Raw genomic sequence first — 17,195 nt, forward strand, 5'->3', positions numbered from 1 at the left:
ATCCATTTGAATTTTTATTAGAAATCCCTCAACCTTAAAGGACTGAGGGATTTAAAAGAATTTATTTCAATACTCTGCATCAAGCAGACATTACTTTTACTTCAAATGTGCCTTAATCTTCTCTTTAACTGCTTCAGTTGAAATACCATAGCGATCATGTAAAGTGGGCAATGCCCCTGCATCTAAAAATGCATCTGGCAAACCAATCATGTCAAAACGAGGATGTTGTCCATTTCTTAGAAATAGTGAGCCAACGGCTTCCCCTAACCCACCAATGACTGAATGATTTTCGGCAGTTAAAACAGGTCGGCCACCTTTTGTGACTTCATCTAAAATAGTTTGTTCATCTAGAGGCTTAATGGTCGGTACATGTAGCACTGAAACCTCAATGCCCTCTTTTTCAAGCTCTTCGGCTGCCTCAAGCGCACGCATGGTCAATAAACCAGTCGAAATAATGAGTAAGTCTTTACCGGGTTTAATCACCTGTGCCTTACCCAATTTAAACTGGTAGTTGTATTTATCGAGCACTAACGGAACCTGACCGCGTAATAAACGCATATATACCGGACCATTATGCGCGGCAATCTGAGGAATCGCCTGTTCTATTTCCAAGGCATCACATGGATCGATAACCATCAAGTTCGGCATAGCGCGGAAAATCGCAATATCATCTGTCGCTTGATGACTTGGGCCATAACCCGTGGTTAACCCTGGAAGTGCTGCCACAATTTTGACATTCAGATTATCTTCCGCAATTGCCATACAAATAAAGTCATAGGCACGACGTGATGCAAACACGGCATAGGTGGTCGCAAAAGGAACAAACCCTTCACGAGCAAGTCCTGCTGCTGCGCTCATCAAAAGTTGTTCTGCCATGCCCATTTGGAAAAACTTGTCTGGGTTTTCTTTTGCAAAAATATGTAGGTCTGTATATTTTGATAAATCGGCTGATAAACCTACTATATCGTCACGCTCTTTTGCCAAGTCATTCAGTGCATGTCCAAATGGAGCTGGTTTGGTCGGTTGGCCCTCGGCAGCAATAGAAGCAATCATTGCCGAAGTGGTTAGTTTTTTCTTAGGAGGATTAGCTAACTGGCTCATGGTGTACTCCTTACTGTCCGTAGTGGGTCAAAATATTTAAAGCATCATCCCATTCATGTTCATCAACACGAATAAAGTGTGTTTTTTCGCGGCTTTCCAAGAACGACACGCCTTTACCCATTTTAGTGTCACAAATAATGACGCGTGGGCATGTACCTTTATGGTTTCGCGCTTGATCGAATGCTTCAAGCAAAGCTTCCATGTTGTTGCCATCTACACGTTGGGTGTACCAACCAAATGACTGCCAACGATCAACAATTGGCTCAAACGCTAAAATTTCGCTGGAGTGCCCATCTGCCTGCTGATTATTCACATCAATAATCGCAATTAAGTTATCTAGTTTCCAATGCGAAGCAGACATTACGGCTTCCCACGTTGAACCTTCATTTAGCTCCCCATCGGACAGTAAGTTATAGACAAAAGCATCTGATTTTTTCTGTTTCAGTCCTAGACATGCACCAACTGCAATTCCAAGACCATGACCCAATGAGCCACCTGTAATTTCCATACCGGGTGTATAGGAAGCCATGCCCGACATTGGTAACCGACTGTCATCGGCTCCGTAGGTTTCAAGCTCTTCAAGCGGAATAATTTTTGCTTCAATTAAGGCTGCATAGAGTGCAATTGCATAGTGCCCAATAGAAAGATAAAAACGGTCACGGCCTTCCCATTCAGGGTTTTCTGGCTGATATTTCATCGCATGAAAATAAGACACGGCGAGCAAATCTGCTGCACCTAAAGCTTGTCCAACATAGCCTTGGCCTTGTACTTGCCCCATGCGTAAAGCATGTTGGCGAATGTGGTAGGCACGTTGTTGCAACTCGGCAATTTGGCCTGCTTTATCAACATTTAACATTGTCATTTACTATTCCTTATTAACGATTGACCAGTTTTGCCGGAACACGCAGAACCAAACTGGCACCGAAAATTAATACTGCTGTGATTAAGAACATGCCGATTGCATTTGAACCCGTGTTGGTAGTGACCCAACCGATTAAATAAGGTGAGCAAAATCCTGCAAGATTGGCGAAGCTATTCACTGCTGCGATACCTGCCGCTGCGGAAACACCACCCAAAAAGTTGGTCGGTAACATCCAGAATAAAGAGGATGCCGTCAGCACACCTGAGGCTGCGATGCAAAGGCAAATTAAAGAGAGCGTTAGATTTGAAGCGAATAAAGTCGCAAATGTAAGTGCTAAAGCGCCTGCACACATCGGGATAATTAAGTGCCAGCGGCGTTCTTGAAAATGGTCACCGCTACGCCCTGCCAAAATCATGACCACAATGGCACACATATAAGGCAGACTGGTGAGCAAACCGATATGCCAGTTATCACTAATGCCCGAGTTACGAATGAGAGTTGGTAGCCAAAATGTAATGGCGTATTGCCCCATCACGACACAAAAGTAAATACCTGCCAGTAGCCATAAGCGTTTATCTGCAATGAACTCTTTGACGCTAGCATGACCTTCTTTGTGCTGGTTATCCTGAGCAAGTTCTTGCTTCACCAAGTTCTTTTCATCTTGGGTTAACCAATTGGCGTCTTGAACTGAATCTTTTAAAACAGCAAGTACAAGTAAGCCGACAATCACTGTGGGAATGGCTTCAATTACAAACATCCATTGCCAGCCGAACCAGCCATGTACACCGCTCATTCGGTCTATGATTAAGCCTGAAAGTGGTCCACCAATCATTCCTGAAATTGGAATCGCGATAAACCAAAGAACTGTCATGCGTGCGCGGCGGTAAGACGGGAACCAATAAGTGAGATAAAGCAACAAGCCCGGAGCTAGTCCAGCTTCGGCGACACCAAGCAAAAAACGTAAGGTGTAAAATTGCCATTCGGTTTGAACAAAGGCAAAACAGCCTGACAAAATGCCCCATGTAATCATGATTCGGGCAATCCAACGCCGTGCACCTACTTTGTGAAGCACAATGTTACTTGGTACTTCACAGAGGAAATAACCAATAAAGAAAATCCCTGCGCCTAGACCATATACAGCTTCACTAAACTGTAAATCGCTCATCATTTGGAGTTTGGCAAAACCCACATTTACTCGATCTAAATAGGCACAAAAATAACAAAGCATTAAAAATGGCATGAGCCGAAATGCAATTTTTCGATACGCCGATTTACGAATCGTTGTATCTACTTCAGATGAAAATACTGTATCCATCATGCGAATCCCTTTACATTTGGCCACAGTATCCTCTTGTGACCATCATTCTATTTTTAGTTTTTAAATGACAAGCGTTAATGAATCAGCATGCCACCATTTACATCGAGTGTGACACCAGTTAAGTAAGCTGACAGATCACTTGCCAAAAATAATGCTGCATTTGCAACATCTTGCGCTTTACCTAAGCGGCCAAGTGGAATACCTGCCAAAATGTCGTGACGACGGTCATCATTCATTAAACCGCCAGTAATATCAGTCTGGATTAGACCGGGGTAAGAGAATTTACACGGATCTGGTCACCACCAAACTCACGTGCCATCGCTTTTGCCAGACCTAATACACCTGCTTTGGCAGCACTATAGTGTGGCCCGCCAAAAATACCACCACCGCGCTGCGCTGAAACTGAGGATAGGCATACAATGCTTCCACCACCGTTTGCTTTCATAGATGGAATAACCGCTTGCGACATAATCAGTGTTCCGCGCAGGCTGACATCTAAAATACGGTCATAGTCATTGCGTTGAATATCAAGTGTTTTAACTGGCTGAGTAATACCAGCATTGTTAATTAAAATATCAATCTTGCCATAGTGCTGTAGTGCTCGTTCAACAGCTGCTTTGACCTGTTCTTCGTTCGCAACGTTTGCAGCAAGTCCTAAATGTCCTTCACCAAGTGCCTTTGCAGCGTTTTGGCTTTGAGCAAGATCTAAATCAACAATAATGACTTTGGCACCTTGTTGTGCAAAGATTTCTGCGGTTGCTCGCCCAATTCCACGTTCTGATGCTGCACCGGTAATTAATGCCACTTTTCCTTGTAGTAACATATTCAATCCTCTTTTACGCTTTATTTCCTGAGTTCTGACTTAGAATCTCTTTTTTCACAAAGCCCAGCAATCATCTCAAATTCAACAAGGCATGAAAAAAATTCATGCCTGTGCTATTTTCAAATAAGTTTTAGGGATAAAAACGGATCATTTCATGGATAGCAGTGAAAACAATTTCAACCAAATGCCCTCAATTAAAACCTTACAGGCTTTTGAACAAACCGCCCGTTTCGGCAATGTTGCCAAGGCAGCCGAGCATTTGAATCTCACGCCTTCGGCAGTAAGTCATCAAATTGCTAAGCTTGAAGAAATGATTGGGCAGAGTTTATTTATTCGTGGTGCCCGTGGTGTGACGCTTACCCCTTCTGGCGAACGCTATTTTCAAGATGTCACCACCATTTTGCATAACCTCATGTTAGCCACGGAAAAAGCTGCCGATAAAAGCCCTAAAGACAGTTTATATATTCATTCATCCCCAAGTTTTGGTTTGCTTTGGTTGCTCCCTCGCCTCGAGTCATTTAAAGAAAAGTTCCCCATGATTCAAGTCAACTTGTCATGTTCTTATGAAAATTTGCACTTTACTCGCGACAAGATCGACATTGATATTCGTCATGGTTTGCCCAACTGGACAGGGGTAGAAATCAGAACGATTCGTAATGAAAAGCTAGAAGTACTTGCATCCCCCAAACTACTTGAACGTAGTCCAGTAAATAAACCTCAAGATTTATTAAAGAAAGAACTGATTTTATCGCGCTCGACCTTAGTCACTTGGCCACAATGGTTTGCCCATCAGGGTCTAACTATTCCTGAGTTTCCCTACACTTTGAGTTTTGACCGCTCTTATATGTCACTTGAGGCGGCCACACACGGGCTAGGTTTTGTTTTAGAAAGTAATTTGCTTACCCAAAATTATTTAGAATCTGGGAAATTAGTTAGAGTTTTTGCAGATGAGCTATCGATTCCAATCTCTGCTCATCACTTGGTATATCCACGAACCCACCAATTTATTCCTAAAATTGAGCTATTTTTAAACTGGATTCATGATGAATTGGCAGGCTGAGAAATCATTTCTTAAATGATCTGAATTTGCTCAACTCGTAAGTGATGCATCATCTCTCGAACAAATACAAAGTAGCTAAAAACATAAAGCTGATTTGGAGCCATTTGATTTGTGTAGTAGCTCAAACGCTCAATAAAACTATTAAATCCATGCTCAAGCTCGATACGGCTGATTTGCTTTTTAGCACTAAAAAATAACTCACTGAGTTGTGCCATGGCGGTGTCAGCCGTAACCGCTAAACCACTTATATTCAGATTTCTGAGGGGCCTTGACTCGATGATTTCTTCAATAAAATAAATCATCTTTTCGATAGCGAGTTCATCAACAACCCCATGGCCGATACTTTTTGAACCAACAAAACCTAAGCCCTGCTCAAGGTGAATGTGTTGGCTGTCTACATCAAACGAGAGACTATTTAGACCAAGTGAAAATTTTAAAACCGAGTCGGAATGAGTCATAAAAATAACTTACCGTTGAATTTTGCTCATAAGATTAGCTTCTTTATAAGCATAAATTGAACCAGTTTTTCCAATATTTAACATTAACTAATCGATTATTATTAACACTACATATAATAAAAACCTCTTTAAAAAGATGAAAAATCAATCTTATATTCATCCAGTCTTACTATTAAAAAATAGAGTATAAACATGAAAAAATTAGTAATTTTAGGTATTACGATTTATAGCTTTGCACAACTTACCAATGCAGCCACATTAAATGTAAAACCATATAGTACAACTCAAGACGGTCAAAAAGTTGATCTATACACCATGAGCAATAACAAAGGAGTCTCAGTTTCTTTTATTAGCTTCGGTGGTGTAATTACACAGATTTTGACTCCCGATGCCCAAGGTAAACAAAATAATATCGTTTTGGGCTTCGATGATCTAAAAGGCTATGAAGTTACTGATACCAAGGAAGGAATTCATTTTGGCGGATTAATTGGTCGTTATGCGAACCGTATTGGCAATGCTAAATTTAGCTTAGATGGAAAAACGTATAACCTCGAAAAAAATAATGGCCCGAACTCATTACATAGCGGCAATCCTGGTTTTGATAAACGTGTTTGGCAAGTTAAGCCCCTCGTTTCTAAAGGTGAAACCGTTAAAGCTTCTCTTAAGTTGACCAGTCCAAATGGTGATCAAGGATTTCCCGGAAAATTAGATGTAGAAGTGATCTACAGTCTTTCAGATCAAAATGAATTCCAGATTGAATATAAAGCCAAAACTGATCAACCGACAGTCGTCAATCTCACCAACCACAGTTATTTCAACTTATCAGGCGCTGGCAATAACCCTTATGGCATACTAGATCATGTGGTACAACTCAATGCAGACCGTATATTGGTAACCGACCAAAACTCCTTACCAACAGGTGAGATTGCTTCAGTTGCAGGTACACCTTTTGATTTTCGAACGCCTAAGGCGATTGTGAAAGATATTCGAGCGAATAATCAGCAATTGGCCTATGGATATGGCTATGACCAAACTTGGGTAATTAATCAAAAGTCTCAAGGGAAACTCAATCTTGCGGCTGTTGTAGTTGATCCAAAATCTAAACGAACAATGCAGGTTTTAACCACTGAACCAAGCGTTCAAATGTATACAGCCAATCATTTATTAGGAAATATTGTTGGCGCAAATGGCGTACTCTACCGACAAGCAGATGCGCTAGCATTAGAAACACAGCATTTTCCAGATAGCCCGAATCAACCATCCTTCCCTTCTACACGTTTAAACCCGAATCAAACTTATAACAGTGTTACCGTATTTAAGTTTGGTATTCAAAAATAGTATTGTGAATTGACACTATATTTATCTAAAAAAGACTCTCAGCTGAATATGGCTGAGAGTCTTTCATTTATTTTACTTTTGTGTCGGGTAAAAATGCAGTTGCAAAACCAAGTAATGGCAACAATGAACATAAACCAAATACCCATTCAATGCCGTTAATATCGGCTAAATGCCCTAACCCTGCTGCGGCAATACCACTGACCCCAAACATAAGTCCAAACATAAGACCTGCAATCATACCCACACGGCCCGGAACAGCTTCTTGTGCGTAAACCACCATTGCAGCAAAAGCAGACGACAACACCAAACCTGCAATAATTGAGAAAACCGTTGTCCAAAATAAGTTTGCATACGGCATCATTAATGCAAACGGTGCCATACCAATAAATGAAACCCAAATCACTGCTTTACGGCCAATTTTGTCACCAATTGGACCACCTGCAAATGTACCTAAAGCAACGGCTGCCAAAAAGGCAAACAAATGCAACTGAGCTGTTTGAATACTGATATGGAACTTTTGAATTAAGTAAAAGGTAAAGTAGTTACTAATGCTGGCAATGTAGGTAAATTTGGCAAACATCAGCACACTAATTGTGCTCAAAGCAATAATTAGCTTACGGCCATGCAATTTAATATGTGCTTGGGTAGCACGTGCAACCACCTGACTTTTAGCATGGCTCACTGTCCAACGGCTTACACCAAATAAAACCCAAATCGCTAAAAGTGCAAATATCACCAAACCCGCAACTGCATGCTGTCCAAACGGGACAATCAGTAAAGCTGCCAACAATGGACCAATGGCTGTACCGGTGTTCCCGCCCACCTGAAAAGTCGACTGCGCTGTACCGAAGCGCCCGCCCGATGCCATTCGTGCCACACGTGAAGCTTCTGGATGAAATGTTGCAGACCCCACCCCAATCAACCCAGATGCACATAACAACACAGCAAAACTTGGTGAAAATGCTAACAAGATAATGCCGCAGAATGTGACAACCATTCCGAGTGGTAGAAGATATGGTTTTGGATGTTTATCGGTATAAAGTCCAATCCAAGGCTGTAGCAGTGAACCTGTAATTTGATATACAAACGAGATTAGGCCAACCTCCGCAAAACTCAGCGAAAAGTTTGCTTTTAGCATTGGATAGATGGCTGGTAGCACCGCCTGAATTAAATCATTCAGTAAATGTGCGACTGCCACGGCGCCTACAATTTTAATAATCATTCCTTGAGGCTGATCATTTGCAACGGTATTGGCAATACCATCTTTCAATTGTATTGAAGACGTCATACCTGAAAAACTCCAATATTTTTAAATGAGATGCTTATTGTAAATTGTCGCTTATAAAGTTATCTTCCAATAATTATCGTATAAGTGACAATTTTTAGGATAGTTTATGTCCGATTCTCTTATTCAGTCTGATTTGTCTGAACTTGTGATTGGGCTATCTTCTGAGCATTCTTACCGAGAAATCACACCTACCCATACGCATACACGTGCGCAGTTTTTATATGCCTCTACTGGAACTATTCAGGTTTTTACGCCTAATCATGTGTGGATTGTGCCGCCCATGTGCGCGTTATGGATTCCAGCACATGTAGAGCACAGCGTGATTTCACTGAGCCACGTGAAGTTAAATACAGCATTGGTTGAAGTAAATGCAGCCGCTTTAATGGGACAACATTGCTTTATTATTCGGGTAAGCAATCTGTTGCATGAACTTTTGATTCGTTTAAATGAAATTGAACGTGAGGAAACTCCAAATACAGCAACCTCTCAAGAGCTTTCCCGTTCTTTACAAATTTTGATTTTTGAAGAAATTCATCGGGCCAATTTGTTGCCCATTCAGATTCCGTGGCCGAAAGACAAAAGACTCTTAAAAATTTGCCAAGAGTTATTACATACGCCTGACCATTCAAAAGATTTAACAGATTGGGCTGATGATATTGGTGCGAGTTCTAGAACTTTAATGCGTATGTTCCAAAAAGAAACTGGACTGTCATATCGGGCATGGATACAGCAAATGCATATTGCACTTGCCTTGAGTAAAATCGCGAATGGTGAATCTATTGCTCAAATTTCAGAGTCACTGGGGTATACAAACCCCAGCGCGTTCAGTGCAATGTTTAAGCGACATCTAGGAAAAACACCTCAGCAGTTTAGAAGTGCCGCGATGTCGCTATAAGTCTTTTTTTTTGCAGGTAGGTCATGCTTTTCGAGCAAATCATCAAAATCGTGATAGACATGCAGTTCTCGATCTTTACCAGTTCTGGCATGATCTAAGCGCTGTTCAGGGTCGACTAAAACAAGAGTATGGCCATCATCAATCAGACGATCTACGCCTTCTAAAAACATACGTTTACCCACATCGTGGATAAGTGAAATCTGCGTTAAATCAATAACGATCGTGCTTTGATCAGTTGTCTCGTCTTGTAAAATACGCAACAACATTTCAGCTTCGGTAAATTTCAATACCCCTCGAAGCACATACACACTCAATGATGCGTCTTTTCCTGTGCGGTAATGACTTTGTACAATGGTCTGGGCAGAAGGAGTGCCTTCCATGAGATGTAACCCCATGTCACGAGATAATCGTTCTAAAATATCGATTCCTCGAACACTATGACCATGCTCATCTAGTCGAGGTGAAAAAGCAGCAATACTGACCTGCCCCGGTAGCACACCCAAGATACCGCCTGCTACACCACTTTTAGCAGGAATACCTACAGTTGAAAGCCAGTCACCCGCTGCATCGTACATACCACAGCTCATCATGACACTGAGGACTTGTCTAACTACAGATCGATTTAATAGGCGCTTTCCAGTTCTAGGATCGACCCCGCCATTAGCAAGTACACTGCCCATACGTACCAAGTCTTTAACTGTAACCATGATCGCACATTGACGAATGTAACCATTCACAATATCGACAGGGTCAGTTTCCAAAATCCCCACCGTGCGCAACATATAACCGATCGAAAGATTACGATAGGCTGTTTTGACTTCCGAATCATAAACAGACTCATCAAAACTTAATTCACGACCAGCAAGCTCGCTCATAAAACGGCGTAGAATTTCTGCGCTATGCAAACCATGTTTAACCTGAATCAAGGAATGTACAGTAATTGCGCCAGAGTTGATCATCGGGTTTTTTGGACGTCCGTCTTTACCCAATGAAATTTCATTGAAGGCTTCTCCCGAAGGCTCTACCCCCACTTTCGCAAGTACCGCATCAATGCCAAGTTGTTGTAAAACATAGGCATATACAAAAGGTTTAGAAATCGATTGTATGGTGAATTCAACATCATCATCGCCGACCGAATAAATTTCACCATCTACCGTAGACATTGCTAAAGCTAATCGATTTGGGTTTGCATTTGCCAACTCAGGAATATAATCGGCGAGATGACCGCTGTTATCGATGTCACAGGCTTCTATAACATTTGCCAAATAATCTGGGAGAGGGGTTTGCATGGTCAGTAACCTTAAATGAGGAGATTTACAACATCGCGTAAAATTTCAGCACAACCTGCTGATAATATTAAAATTATATCTTTTGTAATGATTTAAATATCACGCTATAAGTATTGTAATTCCGATGACTTACCCTTTTCAAGCTCATTATAGATTTTTCAAAACTTTAAACTGAAGATTAGCTTATTCTTTCTACAAACAAGATCCCATTTAAATGATCGACCTCATGTTGAACAATACGAGCAGGAAAACCATGAAAAATTGTTTCCACCGTCTCGCCCTGAAGTGTTAAATATTTCACCTTAACCATTTCTGCGCGTTCAACTTGTCCACGTTCGTCTGGCACACTTAAGCAGCCTTCTTCACCTAAACAAACTTCTTTTGAGAACTCTAATATCTCAGGATTTACCATTACTACCGCATCCATTTCAGGTGCATCGGGATAGCGTGGATTTGGTCGAGATGCCACAATAATGACGCGTTTAGAGATGTAAACTTGCGGTGCAGCAATCCCTACTCCATTACGTTCGAGCATTGTCGCATGCATAGCGTCAGCAAGCTGATAAAGCCAATTACTGTTTAACTCATTTGCCGAGACGGGAGCCGCAATCAATTTCAAAATATCTTCACCACGCTTCGCGACAGGTAAAACTACACTCATCCTTTGAATCTCTTATTAAACTGGCTATAACAAGTTTTATTGTGTCGCTGAACGAAACAAAAGAAAAGCCATTCCTACATCTGTTTTTGTTTCATCTAAAGCGTTTTTTGTTTTAAAGCTTTTGATCTGAGCAAGCCCAATCGACGTTGCTACATAGAACAAATTTCCTCCATTTACTTTTACTTCACTTTTCCATTAATATCCAAACTTCAATTACAACAATTAAGTAAAAAATGGATCAGGAATTAACTTTGCAGGATGCGAACTATCTTAATAAAGAAGATAAACGAACCCTCGCCCTTTCTTCATTGGGTGGAGCTTTAGAGTTTTATGATTTTGTGATTTATGTATTTTATGCCAAAATCATTTCCGACCTCTTTTTCCCCAGCACGCTTAGTCCATTTTGGGCCATGCTTAACACCTACGGTATTTTCGCAGCAGGTTACTTTTTTAGGCCCTTAGGTGGGGTTGTTATGGCCCATTTTGGTGATTTGGTTGGGCGTAAAAAACTATTTTCGCTTTCTATTTTGCTGATGGCACTGCCTACCCTATTTATCGGGATATTGCCTACCTTTGAAAATATCGGATATTTGGCACCACTACTTTTATTACTCATGCGTGTGGTGCAAGGTATTGCAATCGGGGGTGAAATTCCAGCCGCGTGGACATTTGTGTCTGAACATGTACCTGAAAGAAAAATTGGGCTGGCAAATGGGTTACTCACCGCTGGGCTGTCTTTAGGAATTTTACTAGGCGCGCTCATGTCTTTATGGATTTCACTGAATTTTAGTGAAGGGCAAATCCATGACTGGGCATGGCGTATTCCTTTCATTGCAGGTGGTATTTTTGGTTTGGTTGCACTTTATTTACGAACTTATTTAAAAGAAACGCCTGTGTTTAAAGCCATGCAGGCTCGTAAAGAAATTTCTAAAGAAATGCCTGTAAAACAAGTCTTAAAAACGCATAAAACAGCCGTTGCGATTGGCATGTTATTTACATGGTTTTTAACAGGCTGTGTGGTAGTGGTGATTTTAGCCATGCCAAATTTATTAACTGGTACGTTTGGCTTTGAGCGCGCACAGACTTTTGAAATGCAAAGTGCCGCGATTGTTATGCAAATGGTCGGTTGTATTTTGGCAGGCTATTTTGCTGACCGTTTTGGTTGTGGCAAAGTCATGATGTTTGGTGCGCTTGCCGTAGCACTCACAGCAGCAGTTTTTTATAACAGTTTGGGGCATGCCGCACATTCAACTATTTTTGGTTTATATATGCTGTTGGGCCTATGCTCTGGTACTGTCGGCATGGTGTCGAGCAGTATGGTTAAAATGTTCCCCGCGCCTGTGCGTTTCTCGGGCATTTCATTTTCTTATAATTTGTCTTATGCAATTGTTGGTGGTATGACCCTGCCTTTAGTGCATTGGCTCAGTCAATATAGTGATATTGGTGCGATGTATTATATTTTCGCGCTAACCATTTTGGCCTTTGTGACTGCCTTTGTATTTTGGAATAAGTTTGAAAAAAACAGGTATTAAAAATTTTCACTTATTAAATAAAAAACCACGCCGATCGCGTGGTTTTTTATTGCTGCTTACTTTAGAAAGTAAAGCCAATATTAAAGTTAATACGGTATAGCCATTTATCACTGTTTGGCGAGGTTGCAGAGGTATAACCCGTTGAGTTAGTCGAGCCACCAATAATGTTGGAGTTTTTACCCCACGTATAATCCGCCCAAACCATAAATGGTGAAGCAATAAACATCATCCCTGTGGTGTTCATTTGCGAATCTGACCAATCATCACGTTTTTTATCGAGATAACTATAGTCATTATAAAACTTAATGGCTTTTAGCTTGCCCATATTGGTCACAGGCAGTGTATAAGCAAGGTTTAAACTGGCAATCGTACCTTCCGAAGCAATGAAATAAGCTGGCGTAAGGCCATTCGCTCCCATCAAAGTCATATCACTATTTACACCATCCGGATTTTTAGCATCGTATTGATAATGAATGACAGAACTTTGTAAGTTAAAGCGCTTATAGTTGTTTTCGGTATGTAAACCGACTGCATAATATTTGCCGTCTTTATCGGTAATATCATTATGCAACTGGGCAATTGCACCTGATACACCAAACTCTTGTTTACCGAAATCAGTTTCTAACTTGCGAACAATGCGGGTATTCACCTGATTGCGTTTTTCATTTTGATAGACTTTTTGAGATGGAAATGCATTTCCTGCCAAGTCATCATAAGTTGCACTTTCTGGTGAGTAGCGCAGGTTCGTCTCTAACATTTGCGGGTAATAACCGAGTTTTACATCCCAATCTTTGTCGTGATAATTCCAGTTAATCCCTGGCGCAATATTGTTGCCATAACCTAAAAAGAATGGGATGTGGTAGGTCCAGCCATTTTGCGGGTAAGGATAAATCGTAAAAGGCTTATAAACTAAACCTGCTTCAATGCTGTTATTGGCATCTAAGTTATAGCCGACATATGCTTTCTCAATGGACGTTTTCTGTTGGTCTTGAACCATATAACTGGCATTGATGTAAGCATCATCAAATTTACCTTTGAGATCAACCCTGAAAATATCAAAATGGAGCTTACCAAAACCACGGTTTGGCCCTTCCCAATCTTCATAGCGTTGATTTAACCGAACCACCCCACCTAACTTTAATGAGTCGGTGCCATCATCACTTTTCCATTCAAGCAATGAATCTTTTGCAAATGCATTGACGCTTACCCCCAGCGTAAGCGGTGCAATGAATGCCATGATCAATGAAGTCTTTTTCATCTCTACATCCTTGATTGAGTTCCAGCGTCCTGCTGGAACTTTATTTGTTTTACCTGTAAAACTTCGTTTTTATTGTTTTTTAGACAAAAAAATTTATCTAAAAAAAGGATGGCTTAGCAGCTCCCATCGCATATGTACTAAACCATCCAAACTGGTTAATACAGTTTCTTTTGCGGTGGACCCGCGAAGTTTAATGGTCCAATCGAGTTCATATCGAGCTCGATTACAGTTGGCCCTTCAAAAGCGACAGCCTCTTGAATAACCGTTTTAAATTCATCTGCACTACCGACTTTCCAGCTCTTCACACCCATTGATTCGCCAAGAAGTTTGTAGTCAGGTGTGTGCAATTCATTGAAATACTGGCGGCCACCAAAGTAGTTATTTTGAATGCCACGCATTACGCCATAACCACCGTCATTCATAATCATTAAGACCATGTTGGTGTTTTCTTGCACCATGGTTGCAATCTCACCAATGCCAAGCATTAAGCCGCCATCACCGACTAAACCAATTACTTTTTTGTCAGGGTTAGCAACCGAAGCACCGATTGCAGTTGCAAGACCTAAACCAATTGCACCCGCGAGTGAGTGGATGTTTTGGTTTGGCGCTTGTACAGGGAATAAACGGCTACCCCATGTGCTACCCGACATGGTGATGTCTCGTACAAAAATGCCGTCTTGTGGTAAAGCTGCACGTAAGTGATCACAAATTAATGCGTACTGATCGATTTGCTTACGAAGTGCCTCAATTGCAGCCTGTTTAGCAGCCACAACAGCAGCATCGTAATCGGTATCAACTTTTGAAGTGCCTTGAAGCTGTTCTAACACACGTGTTAAGACATCTTTGGCATCGCCACAAATGAAGTTGCGGATTTTGTAATTACGTTGCTGAGCTACTGGGTTGGCATCTACCTGAATAATGTTTTCAGGAAATTCAACCGAATAAGTTTTTGTTTCATTACTACGTAAACGAGAACCCACTACCACCATCAGGTCGGCATCTTTTAATAACTGCTCAACACCCGCCGAGTTATGGAACGCACCTAAACTACGTGGATGATCATCTGCCAACACCCCACGAGCATGAGTCGATGAAACAACTGGAATACCTAAATCTGCAATTGCTTTAACTTCTGCAATGCTATTTAAAGTTCCACCGCCAATCCAGAAAATCGGACGTTTTGCTTTTTTGATTTCACTGACAAGAAGATCAATTTCAGCTTGCTCTGCCTGTGGCAACTCAAGTGCTTTCACTGGCCCAAGATTAAGTGGTAAATCGATTTCTGCTGCTTGTACATCAATGGGAAACTCAACACTAACTGGTCCCATTGGAACTGTGGTTGCTACACGGATGGCTTCACGTATTACACCAACGGCATTGTCTGGGCTGGTAATACGGAACGCCGCTTTGCTTGATGCACGTAAGAATGTAAGTTGGTCTTTGGTTTCATGGATGAAGCTTGCATCACGGTCGAGATATTCACGCTCAACTTGACCTGTTAAATGCAATACAGGGCTACCGGCATTCATTGCTTCAATGAGTGAACCTACTGCATTACCTGCACCAGCACCCGTACTGGTTAACGCTACACCTAGGCCTTTAAAACGCGAGTGTGCATCTGCCATGGTGACTGCACCCGCTTCACCGCGTGCTGCAACAAAGCGCATTTTTTCACGGCGCCCTACTGCATCGGCAATAGGTAAATTGTGGATGGAAATAACACCATAAATACTATCAACTTGGTGCGCTTCTAAAACTCTTGCGATTGCTTCGCCTACATTTACACGTTCAGTCATGTCTGTTCCTCAAAATTTGTTTTCAGTCCTTGAATTTATTAATCGCACCAAGGGTTAGGCTGTTCATTCAGCCCCATATAAATACTCTTTTGTTGCATGTACGATAAAATGCCCAAACGGCCTTTTTCGCGCCCGATTCCACTGTCTTTAAAGCCACCAAACGGCGCACTAATCGAGAATTTTTTGTAGGTATTAATCCATACCGTTCCTACTTCTAATGCACGTGCAATGCGCCAAGCTTTGCGATAGCTTTCAGTCCAGATGCCTGCGGCAAGACCAAAACAACTGTCATTGGCTTGTGCAATTAAATCTTGCTCGTTGTCATATTTCATAACGACTAAAACAGGGCCAAAAATTTCTTCCTGACAGGTTTGAGCACTGTTATTTAAGCCCGTGATAATGGTTGGTAAGTAATAGCTTCCTTTGGCATAGTCACCAGTGGTAAGTGCCTCTCCACCAATCAGAACTTGACCACCTTCGCTTTTAGCAAGCTGCACATAACGGTCAACTGACTGCAAATGTTTGTCATTGACCAATGGCCCTAAATGCACACCCGCCTGTTCTGGATGGCCCACACGTAAGCCTTTAGTAATTTCAACCAGACGCATTAAAAACTGATCGTAAAGACTGCTATGAATAAACAAGCGAGAACCTGCGATACACGCTTGGCCTGCCGAGCTAAAAATACCGTAAGCGACACCTTTCGCAGCCAGTTCGACATCTGCATCCGGCAAAACGATGGTTGGTGACTTACCACCTAACTCAAGCGAAGTGGTAATCAGTTTATCTGCAGCAATGTGTGCCAAATGACGACCTGTGGTTGTGCCACCTGTAAAAGAAATTTTACGAACCAATGGGTGCTGAGCAATAGCATCACCAATCACAGAACCACGCCCCACTAACACACTGAGTAAGCCTTTTGGTAAACCGGCTTCTTCAAAAATTTTGGCAAGCTCTAAAGCAATCAGTGAAGTTGCTTCTGCTGGTTTTAACACCACGGCATTTCCTGCTGCCAAAGCAGGAGCAAGCTTTTGAACCTCACTCGCAATTGGAGAGTTCCAAGGAGTAATAGCTGCTACAACACCTACAGGTTCATGCACACTCATGGTCATAAAGTCTGGAGCACGTTGAGTGGTAAGCTCATCGTTCAACGTTTCACATGCCGCAGCAACATAACGTGCAGTCGCCGCAGCGCTCATCACCAAACCACGAGTTTCGGTTAAAGGCTTCCCATTATCTCGGGTTTGCAGTTTCGATAATTCATCTACACGTGCTTCAATAATGTCTGCAACTTTGTAGAGAATACGGGCGCGCTCATGCGGCAAGCTGTTTCTCCAGCTCGGTTGACGCCAAGCCTGATCTGCTTTTTCAATTGCCTCATTCACGTCTTCAAGCGTTGCCGTTGAAAGCTCAGCGTTTACCGACTGATCTGCCGGAAAAAGGCTTTGAATGACTGCACCACTGCCTAATCGCCATTCACCCGCAATATAAATTTCCTTTGCCATGATCAAATCCT

At 41.8% G+C, this 17,195-nt stretch carries 14 protein-coding genes and 1 pseudogene; 4 read left to right on the plus strand and 11 right to left on the minus strand.

Going from position 1 to position 17,195, the window contains the following annotated elements:
• Window positions 1–96: 96 nt before the first annotated feature.
• The 4 genes and pseudogenes from H7R46_RS13315 to H7R46_RS13330 form a co-directional block, all read right to left on the minus strand.
• A complete protein-coding gene (locus tag H7R46_RS13315; protein ID WP_086260995.1) occupies window positions 97–1,101 on the minus strand; it encodes a transketolase family protein in 1,005 nt (334 codons plus the stop codon).
• A gap of 10 nt (window positions 1,102–1,111) precedes the next feature.
• Window positions 1,112–1,957, minus strand: a complete 846-nt coding sequence (locus H7R46_RS13320) for a transketolase (protein WP_080631221.1) — start codon at window positions 1,955–1,957, stop codon at window positions 1,112–1,114.
• Window positions 1,958–1,976: 19 nt separating this feature from the next.
• Window positions 1,977–3,278, minus strand: coding sequence for an MFS transporter (locus tag H7R46_RS13325; RefSeq protein ID WP_025469856.1), 1,302 nt, complete (start codon window positions 3,276–3,278; stop codon window positions 1,977–1,979).
• Between the two features lie 77 nt (window positions 3,279–3,355).
• A pseudogene (locus H7R46_RS13330) lies at window positions 3,356–4,104 on the minus strand (SDR family NAD(P)-dependent oxidoreductase).
• Window positions 4,105–4,288: 184 nt separating this feature from the next.
• Here H7R46_RS13330 and H7R46_RS13335 point away from each other — a divergent pair.
• A complete protein-coding gene (locus H7R46_RS13335) occupies window positions 4,289–5,164 on the plus strand; it encodes a LysR substrate-binding domain-containing protein (RefSeq protein WP_032036302.1) in 876 nt (291 codons plus the stop codon).
• An 11-nt stretch (window positions 5,165–5,175) separates the two neighbouring features.
• On the opposite strand, the gene H7R46_RS13340 is transcribed toward H7R46_RS13335, so the two are convergent.
• Window positions 5,176–5,622 (minus strand): hypothetical protein, encoded by a 447-nt coding sequence (locus tag H7R46_RS13340; RefSeq protein WP_005070682.1) that lies wholly within the window; start codon window positions 5,620–5,622, stop codon window positions 5,176–5,178.
• A gap of 192 nt (window positions 5,623–5,814) precedes the next feature.
• Here H7R46_RS13340 and H7R46_RS13345 point away from each other — a divergent pair, with 192 nt between their 5' ends.
• Window positions 5,815–6,960, plus strand: a complete 1,146-nt coding sequence (locus H7R46_RS13345; protein WP_005070683.1) for an aldose epimerase family protein — start codon at window positions 5,815–5,817, stop codon at window positions 6,958–6,960.
• Between the two features lie 67 nt (window positions 6,961–7,027).
• Here H7R46_RS13345 and H7R46_RS13350 read toward each other — a convergent pair whose 3' ends face one another.
• The gene (locus H7R46_RS13350) at window positions 7,028–8,248 is read right to left on the minus strand and encodes an MFS transporter (RefSeq protein WP_005070691.1); all 1,221 of its coding nucleotides are present in this window, start codon (window positions 8,246–8,248) and stop codon (window positions 7,028–7,030) included.
• A 106-nt stretch (window positions 8,249–8,354) separates the two neighbouring features.
• On the opposite strand from H7R46_RS13350, the gene H7R46_RS13355 reads away from it, so the two are divergent.
• Entirely contained in the window at window positions 8,355–9,143 is a 789-nt protein-coding gene (locus H7R46_RS13355; RefSeq protein WP_005070692.1) for an AraC family transcriptional regulator, read from the plus strand.
• Here H7R46_RS13355 and H7R46_RS13360 read toward each other — a convergent pair.
• Both H7R46_RS13360 and def read right to left on the minus strand, forming a co-directional pair.
• Window positions 9,110–10,432: a glutaminase gene (locus tag H7R46_RS13360; protein WP_002060167.1), complete on the minus strand. Its 1,323-nt coding sequence runs from the start codon at window positions 10,430–10,432 to the stop codon at window positions 9,110–9,112. The genes H7R46_RS13355 and H7R46_RS13360 overlap by 34 nt on opposite strands.
• A gap of 178 nt (window positions 10,433–10,610) precedes the next feature.
• On the minus strand, window positions 10,611–11,093 hold the full coding sequence (def, locus tag H7R46_RS13365; protein WP_005070696.1) for a peptide deformylase: 483 nt from the start codon (window positions 11,091–11,093) through the stop codon (window positions 10,611–10,613).
• Window positions 11,094–11,326: 233 nt separating this feature from the next.
• Here def and H7R46_RS13370 point away from each other — a divergent pair, with 233 nt between their 5' ends.
• A complete protein-coding gene (locus tag H7R46_RS13370) occupies window positions 11,327–12,625 on the plus strand; it encodes an MFS transporter (protein ID WP_005070697.1) in 1,299 nt (432 codons plus the stop codon).
• A gap of 61 nt (window positions 12,626–12,686) precedes the next feature.
• Here H7R46_RS13370 and H7R46_RS13375 read toward each other — a convergent pair whose 3' ends face one another.
• The 3 genes from H7R46_RS13375 to H7R46_RS13385 all read right to left on the minus strand — a co-directional run bounded on the left by H7R46_RS13375 (window position 12,687) and on the right by H7R46_RS13385 (window position 17,184).
• Window positions 12,687–13,883, minus strand: a complete 1,197-nt coding sequence (locus H7R46_RS13375; RefSeq protein WP_005070700.1) for a hypothetical protein — start codon at window positions 13,881–13,883, stop codon at window positions 12,687–12,689.
• A 155-nt stretch (window positions 13,884–14,038) separates the two neighbouring features.
• Window positions 14,039–15,679, minus strand: a complete 1,641-nt coding sequence (locus H7R46_RS13380) for a thiamine pyrophosphate-binding protein (protein ID WP_005070702.1) — start codon at window positions 15,677–15,679, stop codon at window positions 14,039–14,041.
• A 38-nt stretch (window positions 15,680–15,717) separates the two neighbouring features.
• A complete protein-coding gene (locus H7R46_RS13385) occupies window positions 15,718–17,184 on the minus strand; it encodes an aldehyde dehydrogenase (protein ID WP_005070703.1) in 1,467 nt (488 codons plus the stop codon).
• Window positions 17,185–17,195 lie beyond the last annotated feature (11 nt).

Source organism: Acinetobacter sp. BEC1-S18-ESBL-01 (assembly GCF_014169935.1).
GTDB classification, from domain to species: Bacteria; Pseudomonadota; Gammaproteobacteria; order Pseudomonadales; family Moraxellaceae; genus Acinetobacter; species Acinetobacter pittii.

Bases quoted from the DNA above. Each gene is read 5' to 3' on its own strand.
- H7R46_RS13380 (WP_005070702.1), bottom strand. From the start codon at position 15,679: ATGACTGAACGTGTAAATGTAGGCGAAGCAATCGCAAGAGTTTTAGAA.
- H7R46_RS13385 (WP_005070703.1), bottom strand. From the start codon at position 17,184: ATGGCAAAGGAAATTTATATTGCGGGTGAATGGCGATTAGGCAGTGGT.
- def (WP_005070696.1), bottom strand. From the start codon at position 11,093: ATGAGTGTAGTTTTACCTGTCGCGAAGCGTGGTGAAGATATTTTGAAA.
- H7R46_RS13360 (WP_002060167.1), bottom strand. From the start codon at position 10,432: ATGCAAACCCCTCTCCCAGATTATTTGGCAAATGTTATAGAAGCCTGT.
- H7R46_RS13355 (WP_005070692.1), top strand. From the start codon at position 8,355: ATGTCCGATTCTCTTATTCAGTCTGATTTGTCTGAACTTGTGATTGGG.
- H7R46_RS13345 (WP_005070683.1), top strand. From the start codon at position 5,815: ATGAAAAAATTAGTAATTTTAGGTATTACGATTTATAGCTTTGCACAA.
- H7R46_RS13325 (WP_025469856.1), bottom strand. From the start codon at position 3,278: ATGGATACAGTATTTTCATCTGAAGTAGATACAACGATTCGTAAATCG.
- H7R46_RS13375 (WP_005070700.1), bottom strand. From the start codon at position 13,883: ATGAAAAAGACTTCATTGATCATGGCATTCATTGCACCGCTTACGCTG.
- H7R46_RS13340 (WP_005070682.1), bottom strand. From the start codon at position 5,622: ATGACTCATTCCGACTCGGTTTTAAAATTTTCACTTGGTCTAAATAGT.
- H7R46_RS13335 (WP_032036302.1), top strand. From the start codon at position 4,289: ATGCCCTCAATTAAAACCTTACAGGCTTTTGAACAAACCGCCCGTTTC.
- H7R46_RS13320 (WP_080631221.1), bottom strand. From the start codon at position 1,957: ATGTTAAATGTTGATAAAGCAGGCCAAATTGCCGAGTTGCAACAACGT.
- H7R46_RS13315 (WP_086260995.1), bottom strand. From the start codon at position 1,101: ATGAGCCAGTTAGCTAATCCTCCTAAGAAAAAACTAACCACTTCGGCA.
- H7R46_RS13350 (WP_005070691.1), bottom strand. From the start codon at position 8,248: ATGACGTCTTCAATACAATTGAAAGATGGTATTGCCAATACCGTTGCA.
- H7R46_RS13370 (WP_005070697.1), top strand. From the start codon at position 11,327: ATGGATCAGGAATTAACTTTGCAGGATGCGAACTATCTTAATAAAGAA.